Annotated in this window: 35 protein-coding genes; 5 read left to right on the top strand and 30 right to left on the bottom strand. The window is 41.9% G+C overall.

Annotated features, from left to right (window positions below; all coding sequences use genetic code 11):
• Positions 1-65: 65 nt before the first annotated feature.
• The 27 genes from rpsD to rplC form a co-directional block, all read right to left on the bottom strand.
• Complete coding sequence (gene rpsD / locus AC1DU2_RS29670) at positions 66-674, bottom strand: 30S ribosomal protein S4 (protein ID WP_477359167.1); 609 nt, start codon at positions 672-674, stop codon at positions 66-68.
• A gap of 64 nt (positions 675-738) precedes the next feature.
• Positions 739-1,128 (bottom strand): 30S ribosomal protein S11, encoded by a 390-nt coding sequence (rpsK, locus tag AC1DU2_RS29675; protein ID WP_090643458.1) that lies wholly within the window; start codon positions 1,126-1,128, stop codon positions 739-741.
• A gap of 128 nt (positions 1,129-1,256) precedes the next feature.
• Complete coding sequence (gene rpsM, locus AC1DU2_RS29680; RefSeq protein WP_090643454.1) at positions 1,257-1,634, bottom strand: 30S ribosomal protein S13; 378 nt, start codon at positions 1,632-1,634, stop codon at positions 1,257-1,259.
• An 89-nt stretch (positions 1,635-1,723) separates the two neighbouring features.
• Positions 1,724-1,840 (bottom strand): 50S ribosomal protein L36, encoded by a 117-nt coding sequence (gene rpmJ, locus AC1DU2_RS29685; RefSeq protein ID WP_074487407.1) that lies wholly within the window; start codon positions 1,838-1,840, stop codon positions 1,724-1,726.
• Between the two features lie 7 nt (positions 1,841-1,847).
• Entirely contained in the window at positions 1,848-2,066 is a 219-nt protein-coding gene (infA, locus tag AC1DU2_RS29690) for a translation initiation factor IF-1 (protein ID WP_090643449.1), read from the bottom strand.
• 63 nt (positions 2,067-2,129) lie between these two features.
• Positions 2,130-2,921, bottom strand: a complete 792-nt coding sequence (map, locus tag AC1DU2_RS29695; RefSeq protein ID WP_477359164.1) for a type I methionyl aminopeptidase — start codon at positions 2,919-2,921, stop codon at positions 2,130-2,132.
• 6 nt (positions 2,922-2,927) lie between these two features.
• A complete protein-coding gene (secY, locus tag AC1DU2_RS29700; RefSeq protein ID WP_147052921.1) occupies positions 2,928-4,268 on the bottom strand; it encodes a preprotein translocase subunit SecY in 1,341 nt (446 codons plus the stop codon).
• Positions 4,269-4,275: 7 nt separating this feature from the next.
• Positions 4,276-4,722, bottom strand: a complete 447-nt coding sequence (gene rplO / locus AC1DU2_RS29705) for a 50S ribosomal protein L15 (protein WP_477359161.1) — start codon at positions 4,720-4,722, stop codon at positions 4,276-4,278.
• Between the two features lie 4 nt (positions 4,723-4,726).
• A complete protein-coding gene (gene rpmD / locus AC1DU2_RS29710) occupies positions 4,727-4,906 on the bottom strand; it encodes a 50S ribosomal protein L30 (protein WP_147052922.1) in 180 nt (59 codons plus the stop codon).
• Positions 4,907-4,912: 6 nt separating this feature from the next.
• Positions 4,913-5,431 carry a 30S ribosomal protein S5 gene (rpsE, locus tag AC1DU2_RS29715; protein WP_090643427.1) on the bottom strand — a complete coding sequence of 173 codons (519 nt, stop codon included), beginning with the start codon at positions 5,429-5,431 and terminating at the stop codon, positions 4,913-4,915.
• Between the two features lie 12 nt (positions 5,432-5,443).
• Complete coding sequence (gene rplR / locus AC1DU2_RS29720; protein ID WP_259097369.1) at positions 5,444-5,797, bottom strand: 50S ribosomal protein L18; 354 nt, start codon at positions 5,795-5,797, stop codon at positions 5,444-5,446.
• A 5-nt stretch (positions 5,798-5,802) separates the two neighbouring features.
• Positions 5,803-6,360, bottom strand: a complete 558-nt coding sequence (rplF, locus tag AC1DU2_RS29725; protein ID WP_477359158.1) for a 50S ribosomal protein L6 — start codon at positions 6,358-6,360, stop codon at positions 5,803-5,805.
• Positions 6,361-6,376: 16 nt separating this feature from the next.
• A complete protein-coding gene (rpsH, locus tag AC1DU2_RS29730; RefSeq protein WP_477359155.1) occupies positions 6,377-6,775 on the bottom strand; it encodes a 30S ribosomal protein S8 in 399 nt (132 codons plus the stop codon).
• A 153-nt stretch (positions 6,776-6,928) separates the two neighbouring features.
• Positions 6,929-7,198 (bottom strand): 30S ribosomal protein S14, encoded by a 270-nt coding sequence (rpsN, locus tag AC1DU2_RS29735; protein ID WP_090643411.1) that lies wholly within the window; start codon positions 7,196-7,198, stop codon positions 6,929-6,931.
• Positions 7,191-7,754 carry a 50S ribosomal protein L5 gene (gene rplE, locus AC1DU2_RS29740; protein ID WP_090643407.1) on the bottom strand — a complete coding sequence of 188 codons (564 nt, stop codon included), beginning with the start codon at positions 7,752-7,754 and terminating at the stop codon, positions 7,191-7,193. Before rplE ends, rpsN begins: the two co-directional genes overlap by 8 nt.
• Positions 7,754-8,098: a 50S ribosomal protein L24 gene (rplX, locus tag AC1DU2_RS29745; protein ID WP_147052923.1), complete on the bottom strand. Its 345-nt coding sequence runs from the start codon at positions 8,096-8,098 to the stop codon at positions 7,754-7,756. Before rplX ends, rplE begins: the two co-directional genes overlap by 1 nt.
• A 2-nt stretch (positions 8,099-8,100) precedes the next feature.
• Positions 8,101-8,469, bottom strand: a complete 369-nt coding sequence (gene rplN, locus AC1DU2_RS29750) for a 50S ribosomal protein L14 (protein ID WP_073405786.1) — start codon at positions 8,467-8,469, stop codon at positions 8,101-8,103.
• Between the two features lies 1 nt (position 8,470).
• The gene (rpsQ, locus tag AC1DU2_RS29755) at positions 8,471-8,725 is read right to left on the bottom strand and encodes a 30S ribosomal protein S17 (RefSeq protein WP_008506277.1); all 255 of its coding nucleotides are present in this window, start codon (positions 8,723-8,725) and stop codon (positions 8,471-8,473) included.
• Positions 8,726-8,745: 20 nt separating this feature from the next.
• Positions 8,746-8,955: a 50S ribosomal protein L29 gene (gene rpmC / locus AC1DU2_RS29760; protein ID WP_090643399.1), complete on the bottom strand. Its 210-nt coding sequence runs from the start codon at positions 8,953-8,955 to the stop codon at positions 8,746-8,748.
• Positions 8,956-9,080: 125 nt separating this feature from the next.
• Positions 9,081-9,503, bottom strand: a complete 423-nt coding sequence (rplP, locus tag AC1DU2_RS29765) for a 50S ribosomal protein L16 (RefSeq protein ID WP_090643396.1) — start codon at positions 9,501-9,503, stop codon at positions 9,081-9,083.
• A 48-nt stretch (positions 9,504-9,551) separates the two neighbouring features.
• On the bottom strand, positions 9,552-10,466 hold the full coding sequence (gene rpsC, locus AC1DU2_RS29770; protein ID WP_477389145.1) for a 30S ribosomal protein S3: 915 nt from the start codon (positions 10,464-10,466) through the stop codon (positions 9,552-9,554).
• A gap of 6 nt (positions 10,467-10,472) precedes the next feature.
• Positions 10,473-10,901 carry a 50S ribosomal protein L22 gene (gene rplV, locus AC1DU2_RS29775; protein ID WP_477389147.1) on the bottom strand — a complete coding sequence of 143 codons (429 nt, stop codon included), beginning with the start codon at positions 10,899-10,901 and terminating at the stop codon, positions 10,473-10,475.
• 6 nt (positions 10,902-10,907) lie between these two features.
• Positions 10,908-11,174 (bottom strand): 30S ribosomal protein S19, encoded by a 267-nt coding sequence (rpsS, locus tag AC1DU2_RS29780; protein WP_076377419.1) that lies wholly within the window; start codon positions 11,172-11,174, stop codon positions 10,908-10,910.
• Positions 11,174-12,001, bottom strand: coding sequence for a 50S ribosomal protein L2 (gene rplB, locus AC1DU2_RS29785; RefSeq protein WP_477359143.1), 828 nt, complete (start codon positions 11,999-12,001; stop codon positions 11,174-11,176). The genes rpsS and rplB overlap by 1 nt, the downstream gene beginning before the upstream one ends.
• An 8-nt stretch (positions 12,002-12,009) precedes the next feature.
• Positions 12,010-12,300: a 50S ribosomal protein L23 gene (gene rplW / locus AC1DU2_RS29790; RefSeq protein ID WP_090643376.1), complete on the bottom strand. Its 291-nt coding sequence runs from the start codon at positions 12,298-12,300 to the stop codon at positions 12,010-12,012.
• Positions 12,301-12,302: 2 nt separating this feature from the next.
• Positions 12,303-12,935, bottom strand: a complete 633-nt coding sequence (gene rplD, locus AC1DU2_RS29795; protein ID WP_477389149.1) for a 50S ribosomal protein L4 — start codon at positions 12,933-12,935, stop codon at positions 12,303-12,305.
• 1 nt (position 12,936) lies between these two features.
• Positions 12,937-13,554: a 50S ribosomal protein L3 gene (rplC, locus tag AC1DU2_RS29800; protein WP_477359136.1), complete on the bottom strand. Its 618-nt coding sequence runs from the start codon at positions 13,552-13,554 to the stop codon at positions 12,937-12,939.
• Between the two features lie 330 nt (positions 13,555-13,884).
• On the opposite strand from rplC, the gene AC1DU2_RS29805 reads away from it, so the two are divergent.
• From AC1DU2_RS29805 to AC1DU2_RS29815, 3 genes are all read left to right on the top strand, one after another.
• Positions 13,885-14,910 (top strand): hypothetical protein, encoded by a 1,026-nt coding sequence (locus tag AC1DU2_RS29805; RefSeq protein ID WP_477389151.1) that lies wholly within the window; start codon positions 13,885-13,887, stop codon positions 14,908-14,910.
• Positions 14,911-15,046: 136 nt separating this feature from the next.
• Positions 15,047-16,288 (top strand): C45 family autoproteolytic acyltransferase/hydolase, encoded by a 1,242-nt coding sequence (locus tag AC1DU2_RS29810; RefSeq protein ID WP_477389153.1) that lies wholly within the window; start codon positions 15,047-15,049, stop codon positions 16,286-16,288.
• A 6-nt stretch (positions 16,289-16,294) separates the two neighbouring features.
• The gene (locus tag AC1DU2_RS29815; protein ID WP_477389155.1) at positions 16,295-16,468 is read left to right on the top strand and encodes a hypothetical protein; all 174 of its coding nucleotides are present in this window, start codon (positions 16,295-16,297) and stop codon (positions 16,466-16,468) included.
• A 78-nt stretch (positions 16,469-16,546) separates the two neighbouring features.
• Here AC1DU2_RS29815 and AC1DU2_RS29820 read toward each other — a convergent pair whose 3' ends face one another.
• Together AC1DU2_RS29820 and AC1DU2_RS29825 are read right to left on the bottom strand one after the other, a co-directional pair.
• On the bottom strand, positions 16,547-16,741 hold the full coding sequence (locus AC1DU2_RS29820; protein WP_477359342.1) for a Txe/YoeB family addiction module toxin: 195 nt from the start codon (positions 16,739-16,741) through the stop codon (positions 16,547-16,549).
• A gap of 67 nt (positions 16,742-16,808) precedes the next feature.
• Positions 16,809-17,063 (bottom strand): type II toxin-antitoxin system Phd/YefM family antitoxin, encoded by a 255-nt coding sequence (locus AC1DU2_RS29825; RefSeq protein WP_477389157.1) that lies wholly within the window; start codon positions 17,061-17,063, stop codon positions 16,809-16,811.
• A gap of 164 nt (positions 17,064-17,227) precedes the next feature.
• On the opposite strand from AC1DU2_RS29825, the gene AC1DU2_RS29830 reads away from it, so the two are divergent.
• Positions 17,228-19,696 carry a M1 family aminopeptidase gene (locus AC1DU2_RS29830; RefSeq protein WP_477389159.1) on the top strand — a complete coding sequence of 823 codons (2,469 nt, stop codon included), beginning with the start codon at positions 17,228-17,230 and terminating at the stop codon, positions 19,694-19,696.
• A 122-nt stretch (positions 19,697-19,818) separates the two neighbouring features.
• Here the strand turns inward: AC1DU2_RS29830 and AC1DU2_RS29835 are convergent, their stop codons facing one another.
• Entirely contained in the window at positions 19,819-20,340 is a 522-nt protein-coding gene (locus tag AC1DU2_RS29835) for a serpin family protein (protein ID WP_477389161.1), read from the bottom strand.
• 83 nt (positions 20,341-20,423) lie between these two features.
• Between AC1DU2_RS29835 and AC1DU2_RS29840 the strand changes: the two genes are divergently transcribed.
• A complete protein-coding gene (locus AC1DU2_RS29840; RefSeq protein ID WP_477389163.1) occupies positions 20,424-21,545 on the top strand; it encodes an ISAs1 family transposase in 1,122 nt (373 codons plus the stop codon).
• Positions 21,546-21,558: the final 13 nt, after the last annotated feature.

Below are 21,558 nucleotides of genomic sequence, written 5' to 3' on the forward strand. Positions count from 1 at the left end.
AAATGATTTTAACCACGAAAATGATTGACAGAATATGCCAACCATCCCCTGGATAATTATTTTTATTATTTTGAATACAACTCGACGATTAGGTTCTCCTTAATGTTTTCAGGAATTTCATCGCGGTTAGGATAGTTAAGGAATGTGCCTGTTAATTCATTTGCATCCCAAGCCAACCAGCTGTATTTGTTGATTCTTCTACCTGCTACTGACGTAGTAATAGCTTCTAATGTTTTAGATTTTTCACGTACAGAGATAACGTCACCAGCTTTTAATGCATATGATGCGATGTTTACAACAGCACCGTTAACATTAATGTGTTTGTGGTTAACCAACTGACGGGCACCTGAACGTGTAGGTGATATACCTAAACGATAAACAGCGTTATCTAAACGGGCTTCTAAGAATTTCAGCAAGTTTTCACCTGTGATACCTTCTTTAGCCGAAGCGCGGTGAAACAAGTTTTCGAACTGACGCTCTAATACACCGTAAGTGTATTTAACTTTTTGTTTCTCCATTAACTGAGTTGAATACTCAGATTGTTTTCCACGACGTTTTGAAGCGCCATGCATTCCCGGTGGATAATTTTTACGTTCTAACGCTTTATCCGGACCGAAGATCGGCTCACGGAAACGACGTGCAATTTTGGACTTAGGTCCTGTATATCTGGCCATTTTGTGTATTTTTAAAGTATCTTACAGCCTGAAGCTGTAGAATCTTAGCTTTAAAATCTGTTAATTAAACTCTTCTTCTTTTAGACGGACGGCAACCATTGTGTGGAAGCGGCGTAATGTCTTTGATAGTGGTAACTTCGATACCTGCAGTTTGCAAAGTACGGATAGCCGACTCACGACCAGCACCAGGGCCTTTTACAAACACTTCTACTTTACGCAAACCAAAGTCATAAGCAACTTTACCGCAATCGGCAGCAGCCTGACCGGCAGCATAAGGGGTGTTCTTTTTTGAACCTTTGAAACCCATTTTACCTGCAGATGACCATGAAATAGCCTGTCCGGTTTTGTTGGTAAGGGTGATGATGATGTTGTTAAAAGTAGCATTGATGTGTGCTTCGCCAACCGGCTCAACAATCACAATGCGCTTTTTGGTAACTTTTTTACTTTTAGCCATTTTTTTAATTATTGAATTAATGAATTACTGAGTTATAGAATAACCCTGACCCACTAATCGTGATTATAATTTTTATTCCTGGTAAGCTTAAAGTATATAACTACCCGCCGCTAACCAATCGTTATTTACTACTTAGTAGCTTTCTTTTTGTTAGCAACTGTTTTACGTTTTCCTTTACGGGTACGTGAGTTGTTTTTAGTACGCTGACCACGTAATGGTAAACCTTTACGGTGACGTGTACCACGGTAGCAACCAATGTCCATCAAACGTTTAATGTTCAATTGCACTTCTGAACGAAGTGAACCTTCCACTTTAATCTGATCGTTGATGATTCCACGGATTGAGGCTAACTGCTCATCGGTCCAGTCCTGTACTTTTGTATTAAAATCGATACCTGCCTCAGTCAAAATCTTTTGAGCTGTTGAGCGGCCTATACCGAAAATGTAAGTAAGTCCGATTTCTCCTCTTTTATTCTTTGGTAAATCAATACCTGATATCCTTGCCATATTTTATCTTAATTTATTGAGTTATCGAATTATTGAATTATCGAATACTACTAATCAGTAATTCAACATTCTCCAATTCAAAATTGTTCTTAGCCCTGGCGTTGTTTGTACTTAGGATTCTTCTTGTTAATAACGTAAAGTTTCCCGTTACGGCGAATGATTTTGCAATCTGCGCTGCGTTTTTTAATGGATGCTCTAACTTTCATCTCTTTTTTATTTATATCTATAGGTTATTCTACCCTTACTCAAATCGTACGGACTCATTTCTAATTTTACTCTGTCGCCAGGTAAAATTTTGATGTAGTGCATACGCATCTTGCCGGAAATATGGGCTATAATCTCATGACCGTTCTCCAGCTCAACCCTGAACATTGCATTTGACAATGCCTCTCTAATTGTACCGTCTTGTTCGATCGAAGATTGTTTAGCCATATTTTGTTGATTTTTACTTAATTATCCGCCCTAAAACCGGGATGCAAAATTAATAAAAATTATTTAATTATTATTCTTTTCTTTTAAAACATTATCAACATACTCAAACGTCGATAAAATGTCGGGTTTTCCTTTGCCTATAGCAACAGTATGCTCATAATGAGCAGATGCTTTTTTATCTACAGTTGATACGGTCCATCCATCATCCCAAAATTTAACACCGGCGCGGCCGGCATTTATCATTGGTTCAATGGCAATTACCATCCCCTCTTCAAGCTTAATACCCGATCCACGTTTACCGTAGTTAGGCACTTCGGGTTTTTCGTGAAGTTTAACCCCCACGCCATGCCCCACAAGCTCTTTAACAACTCCAAAGCCATTCTTCTCGGCGTGTTCCTGTATCGCGTAGCCTATATCGCCTATCCGCATGCCTACAACAGCTTTAGCAACACCCAGGTCCAAACACTCCTTGGTTACCCGCATGAGTTTTTTTACTGTGTCGCTTACTTCGCCAATAGCAAAAGTATAAGCCGAGTCGCCTACAAAACCGTTTAATATGGCACCGCAATCAACAGAAACTAAATCACCTTCTACCAGTACATGTTTCCCGGGGAAACCATGCACTACCTGGTCATTTAATGATATGCAGAGGGAGTAGGGAAACCCGCCGTAGTTTAAAAAAGCGGGGATACCGCCGTTATCACGTATAAAGGTTTCAGCAAGTCTGTCGAGTTCTATAGTCGTAACACCCGGGCCTATTACTTTAGCAACCTCTGCATGTGTTCTTGACACCAGCAGCGCGCTTTCCCGGATCAACTCTATTTCCTCGGCAGACTTGTAAATTATTTTCGACATTCCTTATTAGATCGCTGTCGGACTTGTTCCGGCAGCAGCAGGCATTGCTGTACGTCCTTTAATCCGTCCGGTTTTCATTAAACCATCGTAATGGCGCATCAACAGGTGGCTTTCTATTTGTTGCAATGTATCCAACACAACACCTACCAGGATGATTAACGATGTGCCACCAAAAAATCTTGCGAAGATTGGAGATACACCAACTAAACTGGCAATTGCCGGTATAATTGCGATGATAGCCAGGAAAACAGATCCGGGTAAGGTAATTTTTGATATTACGCCATCTATATAATCGGCTGTTGCTTTACCTGGTTTAACGCCAGGGATAAACCCACCGTTCTTCTTCATATCATCAGCCATCTGGTTAGGGTTAACCGTAATAGCTGTGTAGAAGTAAGTAAACAGGATAATTAACACGCCAAACAGCGTGTTGTGCTGCCATGAATTATAATTTGATAACGCAATTAGTATACCATTTGATGAAATGTTTGGCATAAACTGTTGTACGGTTTGCGGTATAAACATTAATGCCTGCGCAAATATAATAGGCATTACACCCGCAGCATTTACCTTTAACGGTATATACTGGCGCACGCCGCCATATTGTTTATTACCTACTATACGCTTAGCGTACTGCACCGCAATTTTACGGGTGCCCTGTACAATAAGGATAGTAAACATTACAACCCCAATTAAGCCTACAATTTCAACAATGAATGTAATTAAACCACCTGTACCGCTGGTACGTGAGGTAAACTCTGTTAAAAATGCGCCTGGTAATTGGGCTATAATACCAACCATGATGATAAGCGATATACCGTTACCAATCCCTTTGTCTGTAATTTTCTCGCCCAGCCACATTACAAATAATGTACCTGCCGTTAAAACAAACATGTTAAGCACAGTAAAGAATGGGTTACTGATCAGCATAGCCTCAGGAGATATCTGCGATTTTAAATAACCTATAGCCTGTAAAGCCGTGATACCTATGGTTAGGTAACGGGTCCACTGGTTAAGTTTATTACGGCCGCTTTCGCCCTCTTTTTGTAATTTGGTGAAATAAGGCACCGCGATACCCAATAATTGCACCACAATTGAAGCCGAAATATAAGGCATTACACCCAATGCAAAAATAGAGGCATGTGAAAACGAGCCTCCTGAAAACATATTCAGCAATCCTACTAATCCTTCTGCTTTTTGGTTAGCTACTGACGCAGGATTAACCCCCGGTAGTACCACAAAGGAACCTACACGATATATTACAAGAAATAAGAGTGTGTTTATAATACGCACTCTTAAATCTTCTATTTTCCAGATATTGGATAATGTGGTGAAAAATTTCTTCATCCTAAAATTATAGCTTAACTATGGTACCACCAGCTGCTTCAATAGCTTTTTGAGCTGTAGCAGTAAATGCATGTGCCTTAACTTCTAATTTGGCAGTTAATTCGCCACGGCCCAGGATTTTAACCAGGTCGTTACGAGATACCAAACCATGTAATTTCAAGGTATCAAAATCAACAACATCAAGTGTGTATTTTGTTACTAATTCTTGCAATACATCAAGGTTAACACCAGTATACTCTACACGGTTAGGGTTTTTAAAACCAACCTTAGGCACACGGCGTTGTAAAGGCATCTGACCGCCTTCAAAACCTACCTTGGTGCTTGTACCTGAACGTGAACCAGCGCCTTTGTGGCCACGGGTTGACGTACCGCCACGGCCAGAACCTGTACCACGGCCAATTCTTTTCCTATTTTTAGTAGAACCTTCTGCAGGTTTTAAATTACTTAAATTCATGATATTAAATATTTTCTACTGCTACCAGGTGGTTAACTTTTCTAACCATACCAATTATAGCTGCAGTTGCCTCAACTTCCACACTGTGGTTAATTTTACGCAAGCCTAATGCTTCTACGGTTCTTTTTTGGCGCTCACTTCTGTCGATCACGCTCTTAATCTGAGTTATTTTGATTTTGGCCATGACTGATTATCCGTTAAATACTTTACCTAAACTAACGCCACGTTGTTGTGCTACAGTATGGGCATCACGTAATTGTGATAACGCAGATACGGTTGCTTTAACCACGTTGTGCGGATTTGATGAACCTTTTGATTTTGCTAACACGTTGTGGATACCTGCAGACTCTAATACTGCACGCATTGCACCACCTGCTATAACACCGGTACCGTTTGCTGCTGGTTTCAAGAAAACAAAACCACCGCTGAATTTACCAATTTGCTCATGAGGGATTGTGTTGTTGATAATAGGAACTTTTACCAGGTTCTTTTTAGCATCATCAATACCTTTTGCAATTGCTTCGGTAACCTCTTTTGCTTTGCCTAATCCGTAACCTACAACACCGTTTTCATCACCTACTACCACGATGGCAGAAAAGCTGAAAGTACGGCCACCTTTGGTTACTTTGGCAACACGCTGTATGCTTACCAAGCGGTCTTTTAATTCGATCTCGCTTGTTTTTACTCTTTTTATGTTGATTGTTGACATTTCTCTGTTCGATTAAAAGTTTAAACCACCTTCACGTGCACCTTCGGCCAGTGACTTAACACGACCATGGTACAAATAACCGTTCCTGTCGAAAACCACATCTTTGATACCTGCTGCGATAGCTTTCTGAGCTACCAGTTTGCCTACGGCTACTGATTGATCAGACTTTGTGCCATCAGCTGCAACGAAATCTTTTGATAAAGATGATGCTGATACGATAGTTTTACCGGTTAAATCGTCAATGATCTGCGCGTAAATACCTTTATTGCTCCTAAATACTGACAGGCGAGGACGCTCTGTTGATCCTGAAAGGCGTTTTCTGATACCTTTTTTAATCCTGTCTCTTCTTGATAATTTAGCTCCCATGACGATTATTTTTTAGATGCTGATTTACCTGCTTTTCTTCTCAATATCTCGCCTACAAACTTAATACCTTTACCTTTGTAAGGCTCTGGAGTACGTAACGAACGTATTTTTGCAGCTACCTGGCCAATCAACTGTTTGTCAATTGATTCAAGTATGATAGTTGGGTTTTTACCCTTATCAGCAGTGGTTGTAACTTTAATTTCTGTTGGCAATTCAAATACATAGTGGTGAGAGTAACCCAACACTAAATCTAATGTATTACCTGTATTTGTAGCACGGTAACCTACACCAACCAACTCCTGTTGTATTTTGTAACCTTCGGTTACGCCTACTACCATGTTGTTGATAAGCGCACGGTATAAACCATGTAATGCTTTGTGACGTTTTTGATCAGACGGGCGTTGAACCACTAACTGACCATCTTCCTGTGCAATGGTGATATCGCTATCAACCGCTTGCTGCAACTCACCTTTAGGGCCTTTTACGGTAACAACATTATCTGCTGATACGGTAACGGTTACTCCTGCTGGCATTGCTATCGGTGCTTTTCCTACTCTTGACATTGCTTAATTTCTCCTATTAATAAACGTAGCATAAAACTTCGCCACCTACATTTTGCTGACGGGCTTCTTTATCAGACATTACGCCTTTAGAAGTTGACAGGATGGCGATACCTAAACCATTTAATACTCTTGGCATTTTATCCATGCCTGCGTATTTCCTCAAACCTGGTTTACTGATGCGCGTAATGCTACGGATAGCAGAAATTTTAGTTATCGGGTGGTACTTTAAAGCCACTTTAATAGTGCCTTGTACTGTACTGTCTTCAAACTTGTAATTGGCAATGTAACCTTTGTCGAAAAGCACCTTGGTGATTTCCTTTTTCAGATTTGATGCAGGAATTTCAACAACCCTATGGTTGGCTTTAATAGCATTCCTTACTCTTGTAAGATAATCTGCGATTGGATCTGTATTCATTTTATTGGGTTATGATAGTGGTTTCCTTCCCGTAACATCCGGGGCGACCTTCCATCGGTTAATTCTTTTTTTAATTCAAAAGTGAAAATTCAAAATTCAAAAACACCGAGCAGGCCTTTTTGAATTTTGACTTTTGAATTTTTAATTTGCTGCTTACCAGCTTGCTTTCTTTACTCCCGGGATTTTGCCATCAAGAGCCATTTCACGGAATGTTACGCGTGAAATACCAAACTGACGCATGTAACCACGTGGGCGGCCGGTTAATTTACAACGGTTGTGTAATTTTACCGGAGATGATGCCTTAGGTAATTTATCTAAACCAACGTAATCGCCGGCTTCTTTAAGGGCTGCTCTTTTCTCTGCGTATTTAGCAACCAATTTAGCGCGCTTTACTTCACGAGCTTTTACACCTTCTTTAGCCATTGCTATTTTGATTTTTAAATGGTAATCCAAATTGTTTCAACAACTCCAATGCTTCAACATCGTTTGTTGCGGAGGTTACAAAGGTAATATCCATACCTTGGATTTTATTGATTTTGTCAATATTTATCTCAGGGAATATAATTTGCTCTGTAATACCTAAAGTATAGTTACCTCTGCCGTCAAAACCTTTGTCGTTGATGCCTTTAAAGTCACGGATACGTGGCAGGGCAACAGCGATTAAACGATCTAAAAACTCATACATTGTGTTGTCACGCAAGGTAACACGTACGCCAACCGGCATATTTTTACGCAATTTAAAGTTCGAGATATCTTTTTTAGATTTTGAAGATACTGCCTGCTGGCCAGTGATGGTTGTTAACTCGGTGATGGTGTTCTCGATAAGTTTTTTATCGGTAGTAGCACCGCCAACACCCTGGTTAATGGCAATTTTTTCCAGTTTAGGAACCTGCATTACACTTTTGTACTGAAATTTATCTTTCAGTGCGGTGCGAATTTCGTCCTTGTATTTTGTTTTTAATCTTGGTACGTAAGTCATTACTTAATTTCCTCCCCTGATTTTTTTGCTACCCTTACTAATTTGCCGGCATCGTTCAATTTACGGCCAACACGGGTTGTATTACCTGATTTAGGGTCAACCAGCGCAAGGTTTGAAATATGTATAGCAGCTTCTTGTTTAACAATTCCGCCGTTAGGGTTAGCAGCATTAGGTTTGGTATGTTTTGATACCATATTGGCACCTTCAACAACAGCCCTGTTTTTTGCTATTATCACCTCAACTACTTTCCCTTGCGATCCTTTTGAATCGCCGGCTATAACTTTTACCAGGTCGCCTTTGCGAATTTTCAGTTTGCCTGGTGTTGCAACTTTTTTCTTTTCCATGATTACAATACCTCCGGTGCTAATGATACAATTTTCATAAATTGTTTCTCACGCAGTTCTCTTGCAACAGGGCCAAAGATACGTGTGCCTCTTGGCTCATCCTGGTTATTTAACAAAACAGCTGCGTTATCGTCGAAACGGATGTATGAACCATCTTTTCTGCGGATCTCTTTTTTGGTGCGTACTACTACGGCTTTTGATACAGTACCTTTTTTTACGTTACCTGATGGTAAAGCGCTTTTTACGGTTACTACTATCTTATCGCCTATAGATGCATACCTTTTGCCGGTACCACCTAACACGCGGATCACTAAAACTTCTTTAGCGCCACTGTTATCGGCTACGTTTAATCTTGATTCCTGTTGTACCATCTTATTTAGCCCTTTCTAAAATTTGAACTAATCTCCAGTTTTTGCTCTTGCTCAGCGGGCGGGTTTCCATAATCAATACGGTATCGCCAATGCCACAAGTATTGGTCTCATCATGAGCCATAAATTTTGTGGTTTTTTTCACGAATTTACCGTAGATAGGGTGTTTCACTTTACGCTCAACAGCCACTACAATAGATTTTTCCATCTTATTGCTAACCACCAGGCCGGTACGTGTTTTTCTTAAATTTCTTTCCATTTTTCTGAATGCTTAAAAAATTAATTCTTTTCAGAAGCCGACGCCGCTTTGCGTTTTGTTAATTCAGTATTTAACTGAGCAATTCCCTTGCGTACCTTTGTTATACGGGATGGATTCTCGATAGCCGATACTGCGTGAGCAAATTTCAATTTGGTAAGGGTTGACCTTTCCTCGCCGATTTTTGCTACCAGTTCTTCTGTAGATAGTCCCAAAATTTCTGAGTTCTTCATCTTCTTGTGTTATTTGTTGTAATAGTAGAAAGTTTCAACGTTGTATTGTTTTGGTTTGATGGTTGAAAGTTCGGCATCTAACTTTACAACATGAGAAAACTTTACAACTTTTCAACTCTTCCAATTTATGCTTCTACGTAATCCCTACGTACAATAAATCTTGTTTGTACCGGAAGTTTTTGTGCTGCAAGGCGCAAAGCCTCTTTAGCAACTTCCATAGGCACACCTTCGGCCTCAAAAATGATCCTTCCGGGGCGTACTACCGCTACCCAGTACTCAGGAGCACCTTTACCTTTACCCATACGTACCTCTGCTGGTTTCTTGGTTACAGGCTTGTCAGGGAAAATCCTGATCCACACCTGGCCTTCACGTTTCATAAAACGTGTTACAGCAATACGTGCAGCCTCGATCTGGCGGCTGGTTATCCATGCCGCTTCGAGTGATTTTACACCGAAAGATCCGAATGAAAGTTCAGCACCACGAGTGGCTAAACCTTTCATCCTGCCTTTTTGCATCTTTCTGAACTTCGTTCTTTTTGGCTGTAGCATTTTCTTAAGCTTTTATATCGTTACGATATTTGTCTTTCTATTTTATAATTATCTCTTTCCTGGGCCACCTGGACGGTTACCGCCACCTTGACCACCTGGACGGCTGCCACCTGGACCACCCGGACGGCTGTTACCGCCACCACGAGGACCACCCTGACCACCTGCTCCAGGACCGCCTCTGCGATCGCCACCACCTGGTTTCCTGTCATTTCTGCGTTCGCCACCACGTTCGCCACCGCGAGCGTTATCACGACCACCGAATGCCGGAGCACCATCTGGCCTGCCACCTTTACCGCTTGCGCTGCTTGCACCACCAATGTTTGGTGATAAATCGCGTTTGCCGTAAACTTCGCCTTTACAGATCCATACTTTAACACCTATTTTACCATAAGTAGTTAATGCTTCTGCTAATGCGTAGTCAATATCAGCACGGAAAGTGTGCAAAGGAATTCTTCCTTCTTTATATTGTTCGCTACGTGCCATCTCAGCGCCACCTAAACGGCCTGATGTCATGATCTTAATACCTTCAGCACCCATTCTCATGGTTGAAGCGATAGTAGTTTTCATGGCACGACGGAAAGAGATACGTGCTTCTAATTGTTTTGCAATACCTTCTGCCACTAATTGTGCATCAAGCTCAGGGCGTTTAATTTCAAAGATGTTGATCTGAACTTCCTTTTTGGTAAGTTTTTTCAACTCTTCCTTAATCTTATCAACTTCGGCACCGCCTTTACCAATCACAATACCCGGACGGGCAGTGTGGATAGTTACAGTGATGCGTTTTAATGTGCGTTCGATAACCACTTTTGATACACCACCTTTAGCAATACGTGCTGAAAGGTATTTGCGGATTTTTTCATCTTCAACTAATTTGTCGGCATAATGATTGCCACCGAACCAATTAGAATCCCAACCTCTGATGATTCCTAATCTGTTACCTATTGGATGTGCTTTCTGTCCCATTTCAAATTAATTGTTTTCGTTTTTACTATCCACAACCAGTGTTATATGGTTTGAGCGTTTACGGATACGGTATCCCCTTCCTTGCGGAGCAGGGCGTAACCTTTTTAGCTGACGACCACCGCCTACTGAGATTTCTTTAATAAACAAGCCATGATCTTCGGCTTTTTTACCTTCGTTTTTTGCTTCCCAGTTAGTAATTGCCGATACTAATAATTTCTCTACACGGATGGCAGCTTCTTTATTAGTAAACTTTAAGATACTTAAAGCTGAAAATACATTTTTACCACGAACCAGGTCAACTACCAAACGCATCTTGCGTGGTGAAGTTGGGCAGTCCTGTAACTTGGCAACAGATGCACCACCGATAATGGCCTTTGCAGCTTCTTTTTGTTGCCTGATTAGTACAGACTTTTTAATTTTTGTTGTTGCTTCCATTGCCTGTTATTTTTTCTTCTCTGCGTGACCGCGGAATGTACGGGTTGGAGCAAATTCTCCCAACTTGTGACCAACCATGTTTTCTGTTACATACACCGGGATAAACTTGTTACCATTGTGTACTGCGAATGTGTGACCAACGAAATCAGGAGAGATCATGGAACGACGTGACCATGTTTTTACAACTGATTTTTTGCTTGATTCATTCAAGGTCAGAACTTTTCTTTCCAGGTTATGATCAATATAAGGTCCTTTTTTAATTGAACGTGCCATTATTTTTTCCTTCTTTCAATGATATAACGATCCGACCCTTTTTTCTTATCACGAGTTTTGTAGCCTTTAGCTAACAAACCTTTACGTGAACGTGGATGACCACCTGAGGCTCTACCCTCACCACCACCCATAGGGTGATCTACCGGGTTCATGGCAACACCACGAACACGCGGCCTGCGGCCTAACCAACGTTTGCGGCCTGCTTTACCTAACACCGCGTTTGCTCTTTCGCCGTTTGAAACGGTACCGATAGTTGCCAAACAAGTTGACAATATCATACGTGTTTCGCCTGAAGGCAATTTGATGATGGCATATTTACCATCGCGCGCCGAAAGCTGGGCATAAGTACCGGCACTGCGGGCAATAACACCACCCTGGCCTGGGTTTAACTCAATGTTGTGGATGATAGAACCTAACGGGATGTTCTTCAAAGGCATGGTGTTACCAACCTCTGGAGTAGCTGTCTCGCCGGCTACAACTACCGTTCCAACTGTTAAGCCTTCCGGAGCTATCATGTATCGTTTTTCACCATCAACAAAATGTAACAGTGCTATACGTGCCGAACGGTTAGGATCGTACTCGATAGTTGCCACTTTTGCCGGGATGTCAAATTTATTACGTTTGAAATCAATCAGCCTGTATGCTTGTTTATGACCACCACCCATGTAGCGCATAGTCATTTTACCGGTGTTGTTACGACCGCCCGATCTGGTGTTGGCTGCTTCAACCAACGATTTTTCAGGAACGTTTGTTGTGATATCTGAGTTAGATACATCAACTCTGAAGCGGGTACCCGGTGTAACCGGTTTAAATCTCTTTACTGCCATCTCTATAATTATATATTGCTGTAAAAATCAATTGTTTGCCCGTCATTTAACGTAATGATCGCTTTTTTATACGTAGCAGCACGGCCAGATACGGCGCCTGCCTTAGTATTGCGAGTTTTAAGTTTTCCGACGTATTTCATGGTGTTTACCGCTTTAACGTTTACACCATACATTGCCTCAATGGCGCCTTTAATCTGAATTTTGTTTGCTCTGTGATCAACTTTGAAAGCATAACGGTTAAGTTTCTCGGTTAATTGAGTTACTTTTTCAGTAAGTAGGGGTTTCTTTAAAATTTCCATAATTACTTAGCTAATGCTTCCTCCAAAGTTTTAACAGCGCCTGTAGTTAATAACAGTTTACCAGCGTTTAACACATCATAAGTGTTTAGCTGCTCAACCGAAATTACTTTCGTTTTCTTCAGGTTTCTGCTTGATAAATACACATTGTTGTTTTCAGCTGCTGCTACTACTAATAATGTTTTGTCATTAGTAACATTCAGGTCAGCTTCCATTTTAATGTAGTTTTTAGTTTTGATGCTATCAAAATTAAAATCTTCCAATACTAAAATGTTGTTATCCTTTGCTTTGTATGATAAAGCCGATTTACGGGCCAGTGATTTAAGTTTCTTGTTTAACTTGAAACTGTAATCGCGTGGTTGCGGACCGAAAACGCGACCACCACCATTAAATAATGGAGATTTAACGCTACCTGCACGGGCACCACCTGTACCTTTTTGTTTATATAATTTGCGGGTTGAACCTGCAATCTCGTTACGCTGTTTTGATTTGTGTGTACCCTGACGTTGGTTAGCTAAAAATTGCTTAACATCAAGATAGATCGCGTGATCGTTTGGCTCAATACCGAATACCGACTCAGGAAGCTGCACCTTGGCACCTGTTTCTTTACCTGATACGTTTAATACGTTTACTTCCATCTTATTTATCCACTATTACGAATGAACCCTTAGCTCCGGGGATGGAACCTTTAACAACCAACAGGTTTTGCTCAGCGTAAACCTTAATCACTTGTAAGTTCTGTGCTTTAACACGAACGTTACCGGTTTGACCTGCCATGCGCATGCCTTTAAATACACGCGACGGCCATGATGACGCACCCAAAGATCCTGGCGCACGTAAACGATTATGCTGACCGTGAGTTTGCATACCCACACCACCAAAACCGTGACGTTTTACCACACCCTGAAATCCTTTACCTTTTGAAGTACCAACTACATCAACAAAATCTCCCGCAGCAAAAATATCAACAGTGATGGTATCACCTAATGATTTTTCGTCCTGGAAAGTTTTGAATTCAACAAGCTTACGCTTTGGAGTTGTACCGGCTTTTTGGAAGTGTCCTTTTAACGGACCAGAAGTGTTTTTTTCCTTTTTGTCGCCATATGCCAGCTGTACAGCAGCATATCCGTCTGTATCTACAGACTTAACTTGTGTTACCACGCAAGGGCCAGCTTCGATTACGGTGCAAGGAATGTTCTTCCCTGTTTCGTCGAAAATGCTGGTCATTCCTACTTTTTTACCAATAATTCCTGACATTTCTTTAATTTATTTGTGTCCATCGAAGCAGTAGGGCTTCGTTCAAGACATATTATTCCCCCCGAAAGGGACGGCAAAGATAGAAACTTTACAGTAATAATCAAATAGTTAGTGAGTTATTTTTTTATAAATTTTATATACTTGTTTTAACCTGCGTTTCCGGGCTATCTTGTTGGGGGCTAATTGATTTATATTGGTGCAAAAGTAAAGTAGTTTATCGTATTTCGCCGGGCGTTAATAAAGGTGCACTTGAGCAGAAATATCGGATGTCAAAATTACGCGCGTTAGCTCATGAGTGCCACATAAAACCATATCTTTAAAAGCAGCATTATGCCCATAACCTCACTCACCCGAAACGTTATTTTAATTACCATAATAGCCATTTTGATATTTTTAGGCGGATGGGCATTACTGCATGCGGTGGCATTAAACATGAGGAACAAAGTTGCAGACGGCCTGCTGGCCGATTTTATCGTTACTTTTCCTGTTTTATACTACTTTATAATTATTCGCCCCTCGCAAACTTCGGCAAAACGGCTGTTGTTTGTTGTAGGTATATGCTCGGTGACTGCCTACCTGATACTTCCTGCACAGCAAAAAGCGTACATATTGCAAATCCGTAAACTGTCGGCCCTTGCCGAACTCCTGTTTGTCATTTATGCCCTTACCAAAATCAATAAACTACGATTGGCCTACAAATATCAAAAGGAGCTACTTCCCGATCCCATCTACAATTTACGACTTGCAATGGCCAGCACCATGGGCGACTCGTTAGGCGTAAAAGTTATCGCTTCGGAATTGGCTGTATTAAAATATGGCCTGCTATCATGGAAAAAAGAAAAACCCACGCTCACCCAAAGTCGTTCATTTAGTACGCATAAGGATTTTGGTTACATAGCTATTTGGTGCATCCTCTTCGTGGCCATTATGGTCGAAACATTTGCCTTTCACCTGCTGCTGCTAAAATGGAGCCATTTGGCGGCTATGATCGTTACGGGACTTACTCTTTACGGTGTTATTTTCCTGCTTGCCGATCTATCCGCAGTAATTAAAAGACGAGTGGAAATTAACCAAACCACGCTGCTTTTACGCACAGGCTTACGCTGGCGGGCCATAGTTGATATCGCTAACATCTGCTCCATAAACAAAATTGTTAACGATTACCATTCAGATGATATTTACTTTAAAGGGGGAATAATAAAAAGCAGTGGCAACCTCCTTATATCTTTTAAAAAACCGGTGCAGGTAGATAAGTTGTACGGTAAAAGCAAAATGGCTAACACCATATTAATGAACATTGACAATTACGAAGCATTTGCCGAAATGATAAATAATTGCGTAAAAGCACTTAACTGATATTTGAAGGGTAATATCCTGTGCGCTTATACCGCACAGGCATAAATCGTGGGGCCGGAATTAGCTGCCACTCCTGTTGCTATCGCCATTTTCTTTCCCTATATTCATCCATCTAACAATTAAGCAGTTAAACACGATGAAACATTTCCCCCAAACGCTTTCCATCATCTTTATCACCACCCTGTTATTTGCCTGCAAGCAAAAACCCACAGAAAAAACTACCATAGCGCATGACCGCATGGGAAAAGCCTCCCGCGAAGACAAAAACGGATGGATTTACGTGCACCTGGCGGGTTCGCCTGCCGATATCGGTTATCAGCACGGCTACCTCCTATCTAAAGAAATTGATACCTTAATAAAGGTAATGCAGTATTACCTGCCCTATACCAGCAAAAAAGACTGGGCCTTTTACCGCAAGGCATCGGCCCGGTTTATGTGGAATAAGATTGGTAAAGAATACCAGGACGAGATTCGCGGTATAACCGAAGGCCTACAGGCCAAAGGGATGAAATATGATACCCTGGATATTACCGCCCTTAATGCCAACATTGAGCTTGCCCAATATTATGTCCCGGGTTTGATGAATAAAATAAAACCCGGCAGCGGCGATAACAAGGCACCTGGTAATTGCAGTGCTTTTATAGCTACAGGAAAATACACCAAAGATGGTAAAATAGTGATAGGCCATAATAACTGGACGGATTATATTGAGGGCGAACGCTGGAACATAATTGCAGATATCGTTCCCGAAAAGGGCAACCATATATTGATGGATACCGCGCCCGGCTTTATCCATAGCGGCGATGATTTTGTAGAAACCAGCAGCGGCATTGTGATAACCGAAACTACCATTACCGGCTTTAAAGGTTTTGATACCACCCGCACCCCCGAGTTTGTACGCGCCCGCAAAGCCGCCCAGTATAGTAATAGCATTGATGACGTGATTAAGATAATGACTACCGATAATAATGGCGGTTACGCTAACGACTGGCTCATTGGCGATACTAAAACAAACGAAGTGGCCAAACTGGAGCTGGGCCTTAAAACCATGAAAGTATGGCGATCAAAAGATACTGCCATGATAGGCTCAAACTTCCCGGCCGACCCTAACCTGATTAAACAGGAGACCACATTTGATGTAAACAACAAAACAAGTTCGCCAAATGCCCGCAAACTGCGCATGGAAAAACTGGTTTGTGTTAACTACAAAGGCAAACTTAATGCCGATAACGGTAAAACTATTGAAGGCGATACTTTTGACGCGCTCGACAATAAAACCGCGCTAAACCGTTGCGTTATTGACGGCCATGTTGATAAAGACCCTAAAGGCTGCCCGGAGTGGAGCGAAGGCCCCTACTACCCCATGGGTGCCGTATAAGGCAAAGTGGCTACTGCCGATATGATTAGCAAACTTCAGCTATGGGCGCATATGGGGCACCCGGGCGGCGACGATTTCCTGGCAGCACCCTTCCTGAAACAACACCCCGAATATAACTACCAGGCCAAATATTTACGGGATATGAAAGCCTATCCGTGGACTTTGTTTGCGGCTAAATAAAATCAGAATTTGTAGAATTCAAAATGACTAAACACAAAAAAGCCTTGCAGGTTGGAAACATTGCAAGGCCTTTTTGTTTTAAATTTGATAATGGTATCGGCATTGCAAAATATGCAACCGGCCGTCTTTAACTTTATAAATCAAACGGTGTTCGTCGGTTATCCTGCGGCTCCAGCAGCCGGCAAAATTTCCTTTTAAGGGTTCGGGTTTACCAATACCTTTAAATGGCGAGCGCAAACATTCTTTAATTAGCGCATTAATTCTATCCAACACCTTTCTATCGGCTTGCTGCCAATGTAAGTAATCTTCCCAGCCTTGGGTTTGCCAAACCAATTCCAATTTAATCCTCTATTAATTTGTGCTGATAAAAGGCTCCGCTATCCATTTCGTCAATCGCATCCTGCAAGCGCTTCCTGTTTGCTTCGCTTTTAACAATATGTAGTGTCTCTGTCATTGCATTATACTCATCAAGCCCAATTACTACCACATTTTTGCCTTTGCTCCGCGATACAATAACAACTTCGGCATCGTCATTTACTTTATCTAAATTCCGGGCAAGGTTTTTCCGAAATTCCGTATAATTTAAAACCTGCATAGCTTAAGTACTTAATTAAGTACAAATTTAAGTATTTTAAATTGAATTTACCAGCCATTTCCATTGTCGCAACACATGATGAGCTAAATCAATAAATAAATAGTACTATGTTATAAATAGTACTATACAATATCATATATTTGTTCGTACCAAATCGAATGAATATGAAAAAGCTTTTTGTAACCTCGCTGTTTTGCGCCGGTTTAGCTACCCCTGGCGCTTTTAACCAGGTATTTGCCCAGGAAAAGCCTGCAAACCCAATCGCAACTACATACCAGGAAACGCCGGCTAAGATCAATGACCTGGTGCATACCAAACTGGCGGTAAGTTTTGATTATAAAAAACGCTACCTATACGGTAAAGAGTGGCTTACGCTAAAACCTCACTTTTACTCAACCGATACCTTAAGGCTGGATGCCAAGGGGATGGACCTGAAAAACATTTCCGTTGTAAAAAATGGTAAAAAATATCCACTTAAATTTAGTTACGACAGCCTTACCGTTGCAGTTAAGTTGGATAGGGTTTATCATAACAACGAAAGCTACACGCTATTCATCAATTACACAGCCAAACCCAATGAATTAAAAACCTCCCGCAAGCACGGGAAAGGCCTGTATTTTATTAACCCCGATGGTACGGAAAAAAATAAGCCAATCCAGATCTGGACAGAAGGCGAGCCGGAAAGTTCATCGGCCTGGTTCCCTACCATTGATAAACCCAATCAAAAAACAACCAGCGAAATCAGCATAACGGTTCCGGCCAAATATGTTACCTTATCAAATGGCAGGCTGGCATCACAAAAAGTCAATGCCGGCAATACCCGCACCGATACCTGGAAAATGGAACTGCCCAATGCGCCTTACCTGTTTATGATGGCCGTGGGCGATTTCGCGATTTACAAAGACAGTTGGCACGGCAAAGAGGTAAGCTACTATGTTGAGCCCAAGTATGCGCCTTACGCAAAAGATATATTTGGTTTTACGCCGGATGCCATGAGCTTTTTTTCAAAAATTACCGGGGTGGATTATCCGTGGAATAAGTATGCGCAAATTACCGTACGCGATTACGTAAGCGGAGCTATGGAAAATACAACGGCTATGATGACCGGCGAAGGTGCCCAGGCCACCAGGCGCGAACTGGTTGACCGGACTCATAACGATTTTGGCAGCATCCATGAACTGTTTCACCAATGGTTTGGCGATTATGTAACTACCGAAAGCTGGAGCAACCTCACCCTCAATGAATCATTTGCCGACCTGGGTGAAATACTCTGGGCCGAACACCGCTACGGCCAGGATGCCGCGGATGAACATATCCAGGAGGGCTTACAAGGTTACCTGGGCAGCCCCCAAAATGCCACAAAAAACCTGGTGCGTTTTTATTATAACGATAGCCAGGATGTATTTGATGGCGTTACCTACCAAAAAGGCGGCCGCATACTGAATATGCTGCGCCATTATTTAGGGAACGATGCTTTTTATAAAGGACTGAATATTTACCTGACAACAAACGCCTTCAAAAATGCCGAAGCCCAACAACTTCGCCTGGCTATGGAGGAGGCCAGTGGCCTTGATTTGAATTGGTTTTTTAACCAATGGTATTACGGCGCCGGGCACCCGGAGCTAAACATTAGCTATAGTTGGGATGAGCGCAGTAAAAAGCAAACCATATACCTGCAACAAACCCAAAGCGGGCAAGTTTTCACACTGCCGTTTGCAGTAGATATTTACGTAGCTGGCAAAAAAGAACGTCACCAGGTTTGGATGCGCGGTAAGGCAGATACCTTAACTTACACCCTGCCGTCGAAGCCCGACCTGGTAAACGTTGATGGCAACAAACTGTTGCTTGCCAAAAAAACTGATCATAAAACACTGGAAGAGTATGCATTCCAATACGAACAGGCTCCTTTATATCTTGATCGTTACGAGGCTATTGAAGCAGCAACATCGTCGCAAAAAACGCCGTTAGGCCAAAGGATATTAATCGGTGCTTTAAAAGACAAATACTTTGGTTTACGCCTTAAAGCCCTGCGTGCTTTAAACATGGATAACGATACCATCCGCGCCGCGGCATACCCTTTGATTGTTGAAATTGCCCAAAAAGACGACAACCCGCTAGCACAAGCCCAGGCCCTTGTACTTTTAGGAAAATATAAAAAAACCACCGACCTTGAACTGTTAAAGCAGGCATTAAAAAGCCAGTCGTACGCCGTACAGGGCACCGCTTTGTGGGCGATAAACCAAATAAGCCCCGCCGAGGCAATGAGGTTGGCACCACGCTACGAGAAAGATAATAAAGAAGATTTAACCGACGCCCTGTTCACCGTTTATACTGCAAATGCCGGGGACGACAAATGGGATTACATATTCACGTTTTACATGAGCCGGTTTCAAGAATCACGGTACAAGCTTACCGACAAATTTGCTGCCTATATAGGCAGAATAAAAAGCCAGGAACATGCACTGCAAGGGATTACCGAGATAAAAAAACTGGGCGTTGAATTTAAAAAATACATTGGTCCGCAAATTATAGCCGTATTAATCAAGTTAAAAACTCAAAGGGCCGGATTAAACGATGGCACCTCGGCAAAGGCAATTGATGACGCGATTGCCGGGATTAATAAGGCAAAGTAATTGGTTATACTCTGTTTTAAAGCTACTTTTAAGTTAATAGTAATAAGTCCTGAGTCAAAAGTTGATTTTCTTCTCTTTTTGACTTAGAACTTAAGATTGGGTACTTATGACTTAACACTACATTATTTTGTAGGGTCATTTACCACTCCCGTGAACAATACCAATCCGGTTTTCATTTCGCGGATAGCAAAAATAAAGGGATGGTCTAACTTAAAGTTATAAGGTAAAACGGCGGTGGCAACAAAAGTTACCGATGTTGCGGCAGCAGCTGTTGTTCCTTCTTCATCTACTTCAATAAAAGCTTTATGTTTTACTTCGCTAATAGCCAGTCCCCCCGTACTGATGCGGGTAAAATCGGCAAGGTCACTAAATGCATTAGCCATGCCCAGCGTTGATAAAACATCCTTTAACTCCTTATCATAACTAAACTTAAATTTGGGCATGCTTACATCAACATAACTGCCGGATAAACCAGTCATCAAACTTTGCCATTTGGCAGAATCGAGGCCAGCGGCATATTCCTGTACCGACTGAGAAGTTGGTGTTACTATTACCATACTAAATTTTTTATTGTTATAAGGTAATTCCAGCACCCGGGCCAGGGCTGACGCATAAGAAACGTTAAAAACGGGAGGTGTTGCCAACAAAATGTTGATAAAGAGGTGATAAGTTTAAGGGTTGCGGTTGTCAAAAAGGCTTTCAAGTTTTTTTCTTTGTAAAAAAGAATATGCCCACATCCCTTCACGATCATTTCAGATGGATACCCGATCCACGCACGGGCAATAATAAGAAGCATAATTTACTGGAAGTAATCATTTTATCGGTCTTGGCAGTGTTATGTGGTGCTGAAAGCTGGTACGAGATGGAGGAGTTCGGCAAAGAAAAAGAGGACTTTTTAAAACAGTTACTGCCACTTGAAAACGGCATACCGAGCCATGATACGATCAACCGTGTTTTTATGATGATCGATGCGAAGCTTTTTGAAAGTTGTTTCCGTGGATGGACGGCAGAACTCGGCCGTAGCCTTGAAGCGGCAAACCCATCTCCTGAAAAGGAGCTGATCGCTATCGATGGAAAGAGCATTTGTAATAGCGCCTGCAAGCATCAGGGATTAGGTGCCTTGCATTTGGTAAGTGCCTGGTCAGGGCGTAACCAGTTAGTGCTTGGGCAGCAAAAAGTAGCTGACAAAAGCAATGAGATTACCGCTATCCCGGCGTTGCTATCTTTATTAAATATCAAAGGGGCGGTAGTAAGCATCGATGCGATGGGCACCCAGAAAGCAATCGCTGAAAAGATCATCGAAAGCCAGGGGGACTATATCCTGTCCCTGAAACAAAACCAGGAAACGCTTTATGAACAGGTAACCAACCAGTTTGGCTTCAGGGAAGACAGTTACAGCCAGCACCTGGATAAGGGGCACGGGCGGGCTGAGATCAGGACCTGCAAGGTCATCCATGAGCTTAACTGGATCGACGAAAAGGAAAACTGGAAAGGGATGAAAAGCATTATCAAGATTACCTCCGAGCGGATGATTGGTGACAGCCGCACTATACAACACCGTTATTATATCTCCAGCCTTCAGGCAGATGCCGCTTATTTTAACCAGGCTATCCGCGCACATTGGGGGATAGAAAATCAGTTGCACTGGCAACTGGATGTTGGTTTTGGCGAAGACTACAATACCACACGCAACAGGCAGGCCGCTCAAAACCTGGCAGTCGTCAGAAAAATAGCCTTAAATATTCTGAAAGCTGATAAAACCAGCAAGGCCAGCCTGAAGGCCAAACGAAAAATGGCTGGTTGGAACCATAAATTTCTGTTAACGCTTATCGCTAATAAAAATTTCTAATGCGTCAGCCCTG

It is taken from the genome of Mucilaginibacter sp. P4_C11, assembly GCF_056402115.1.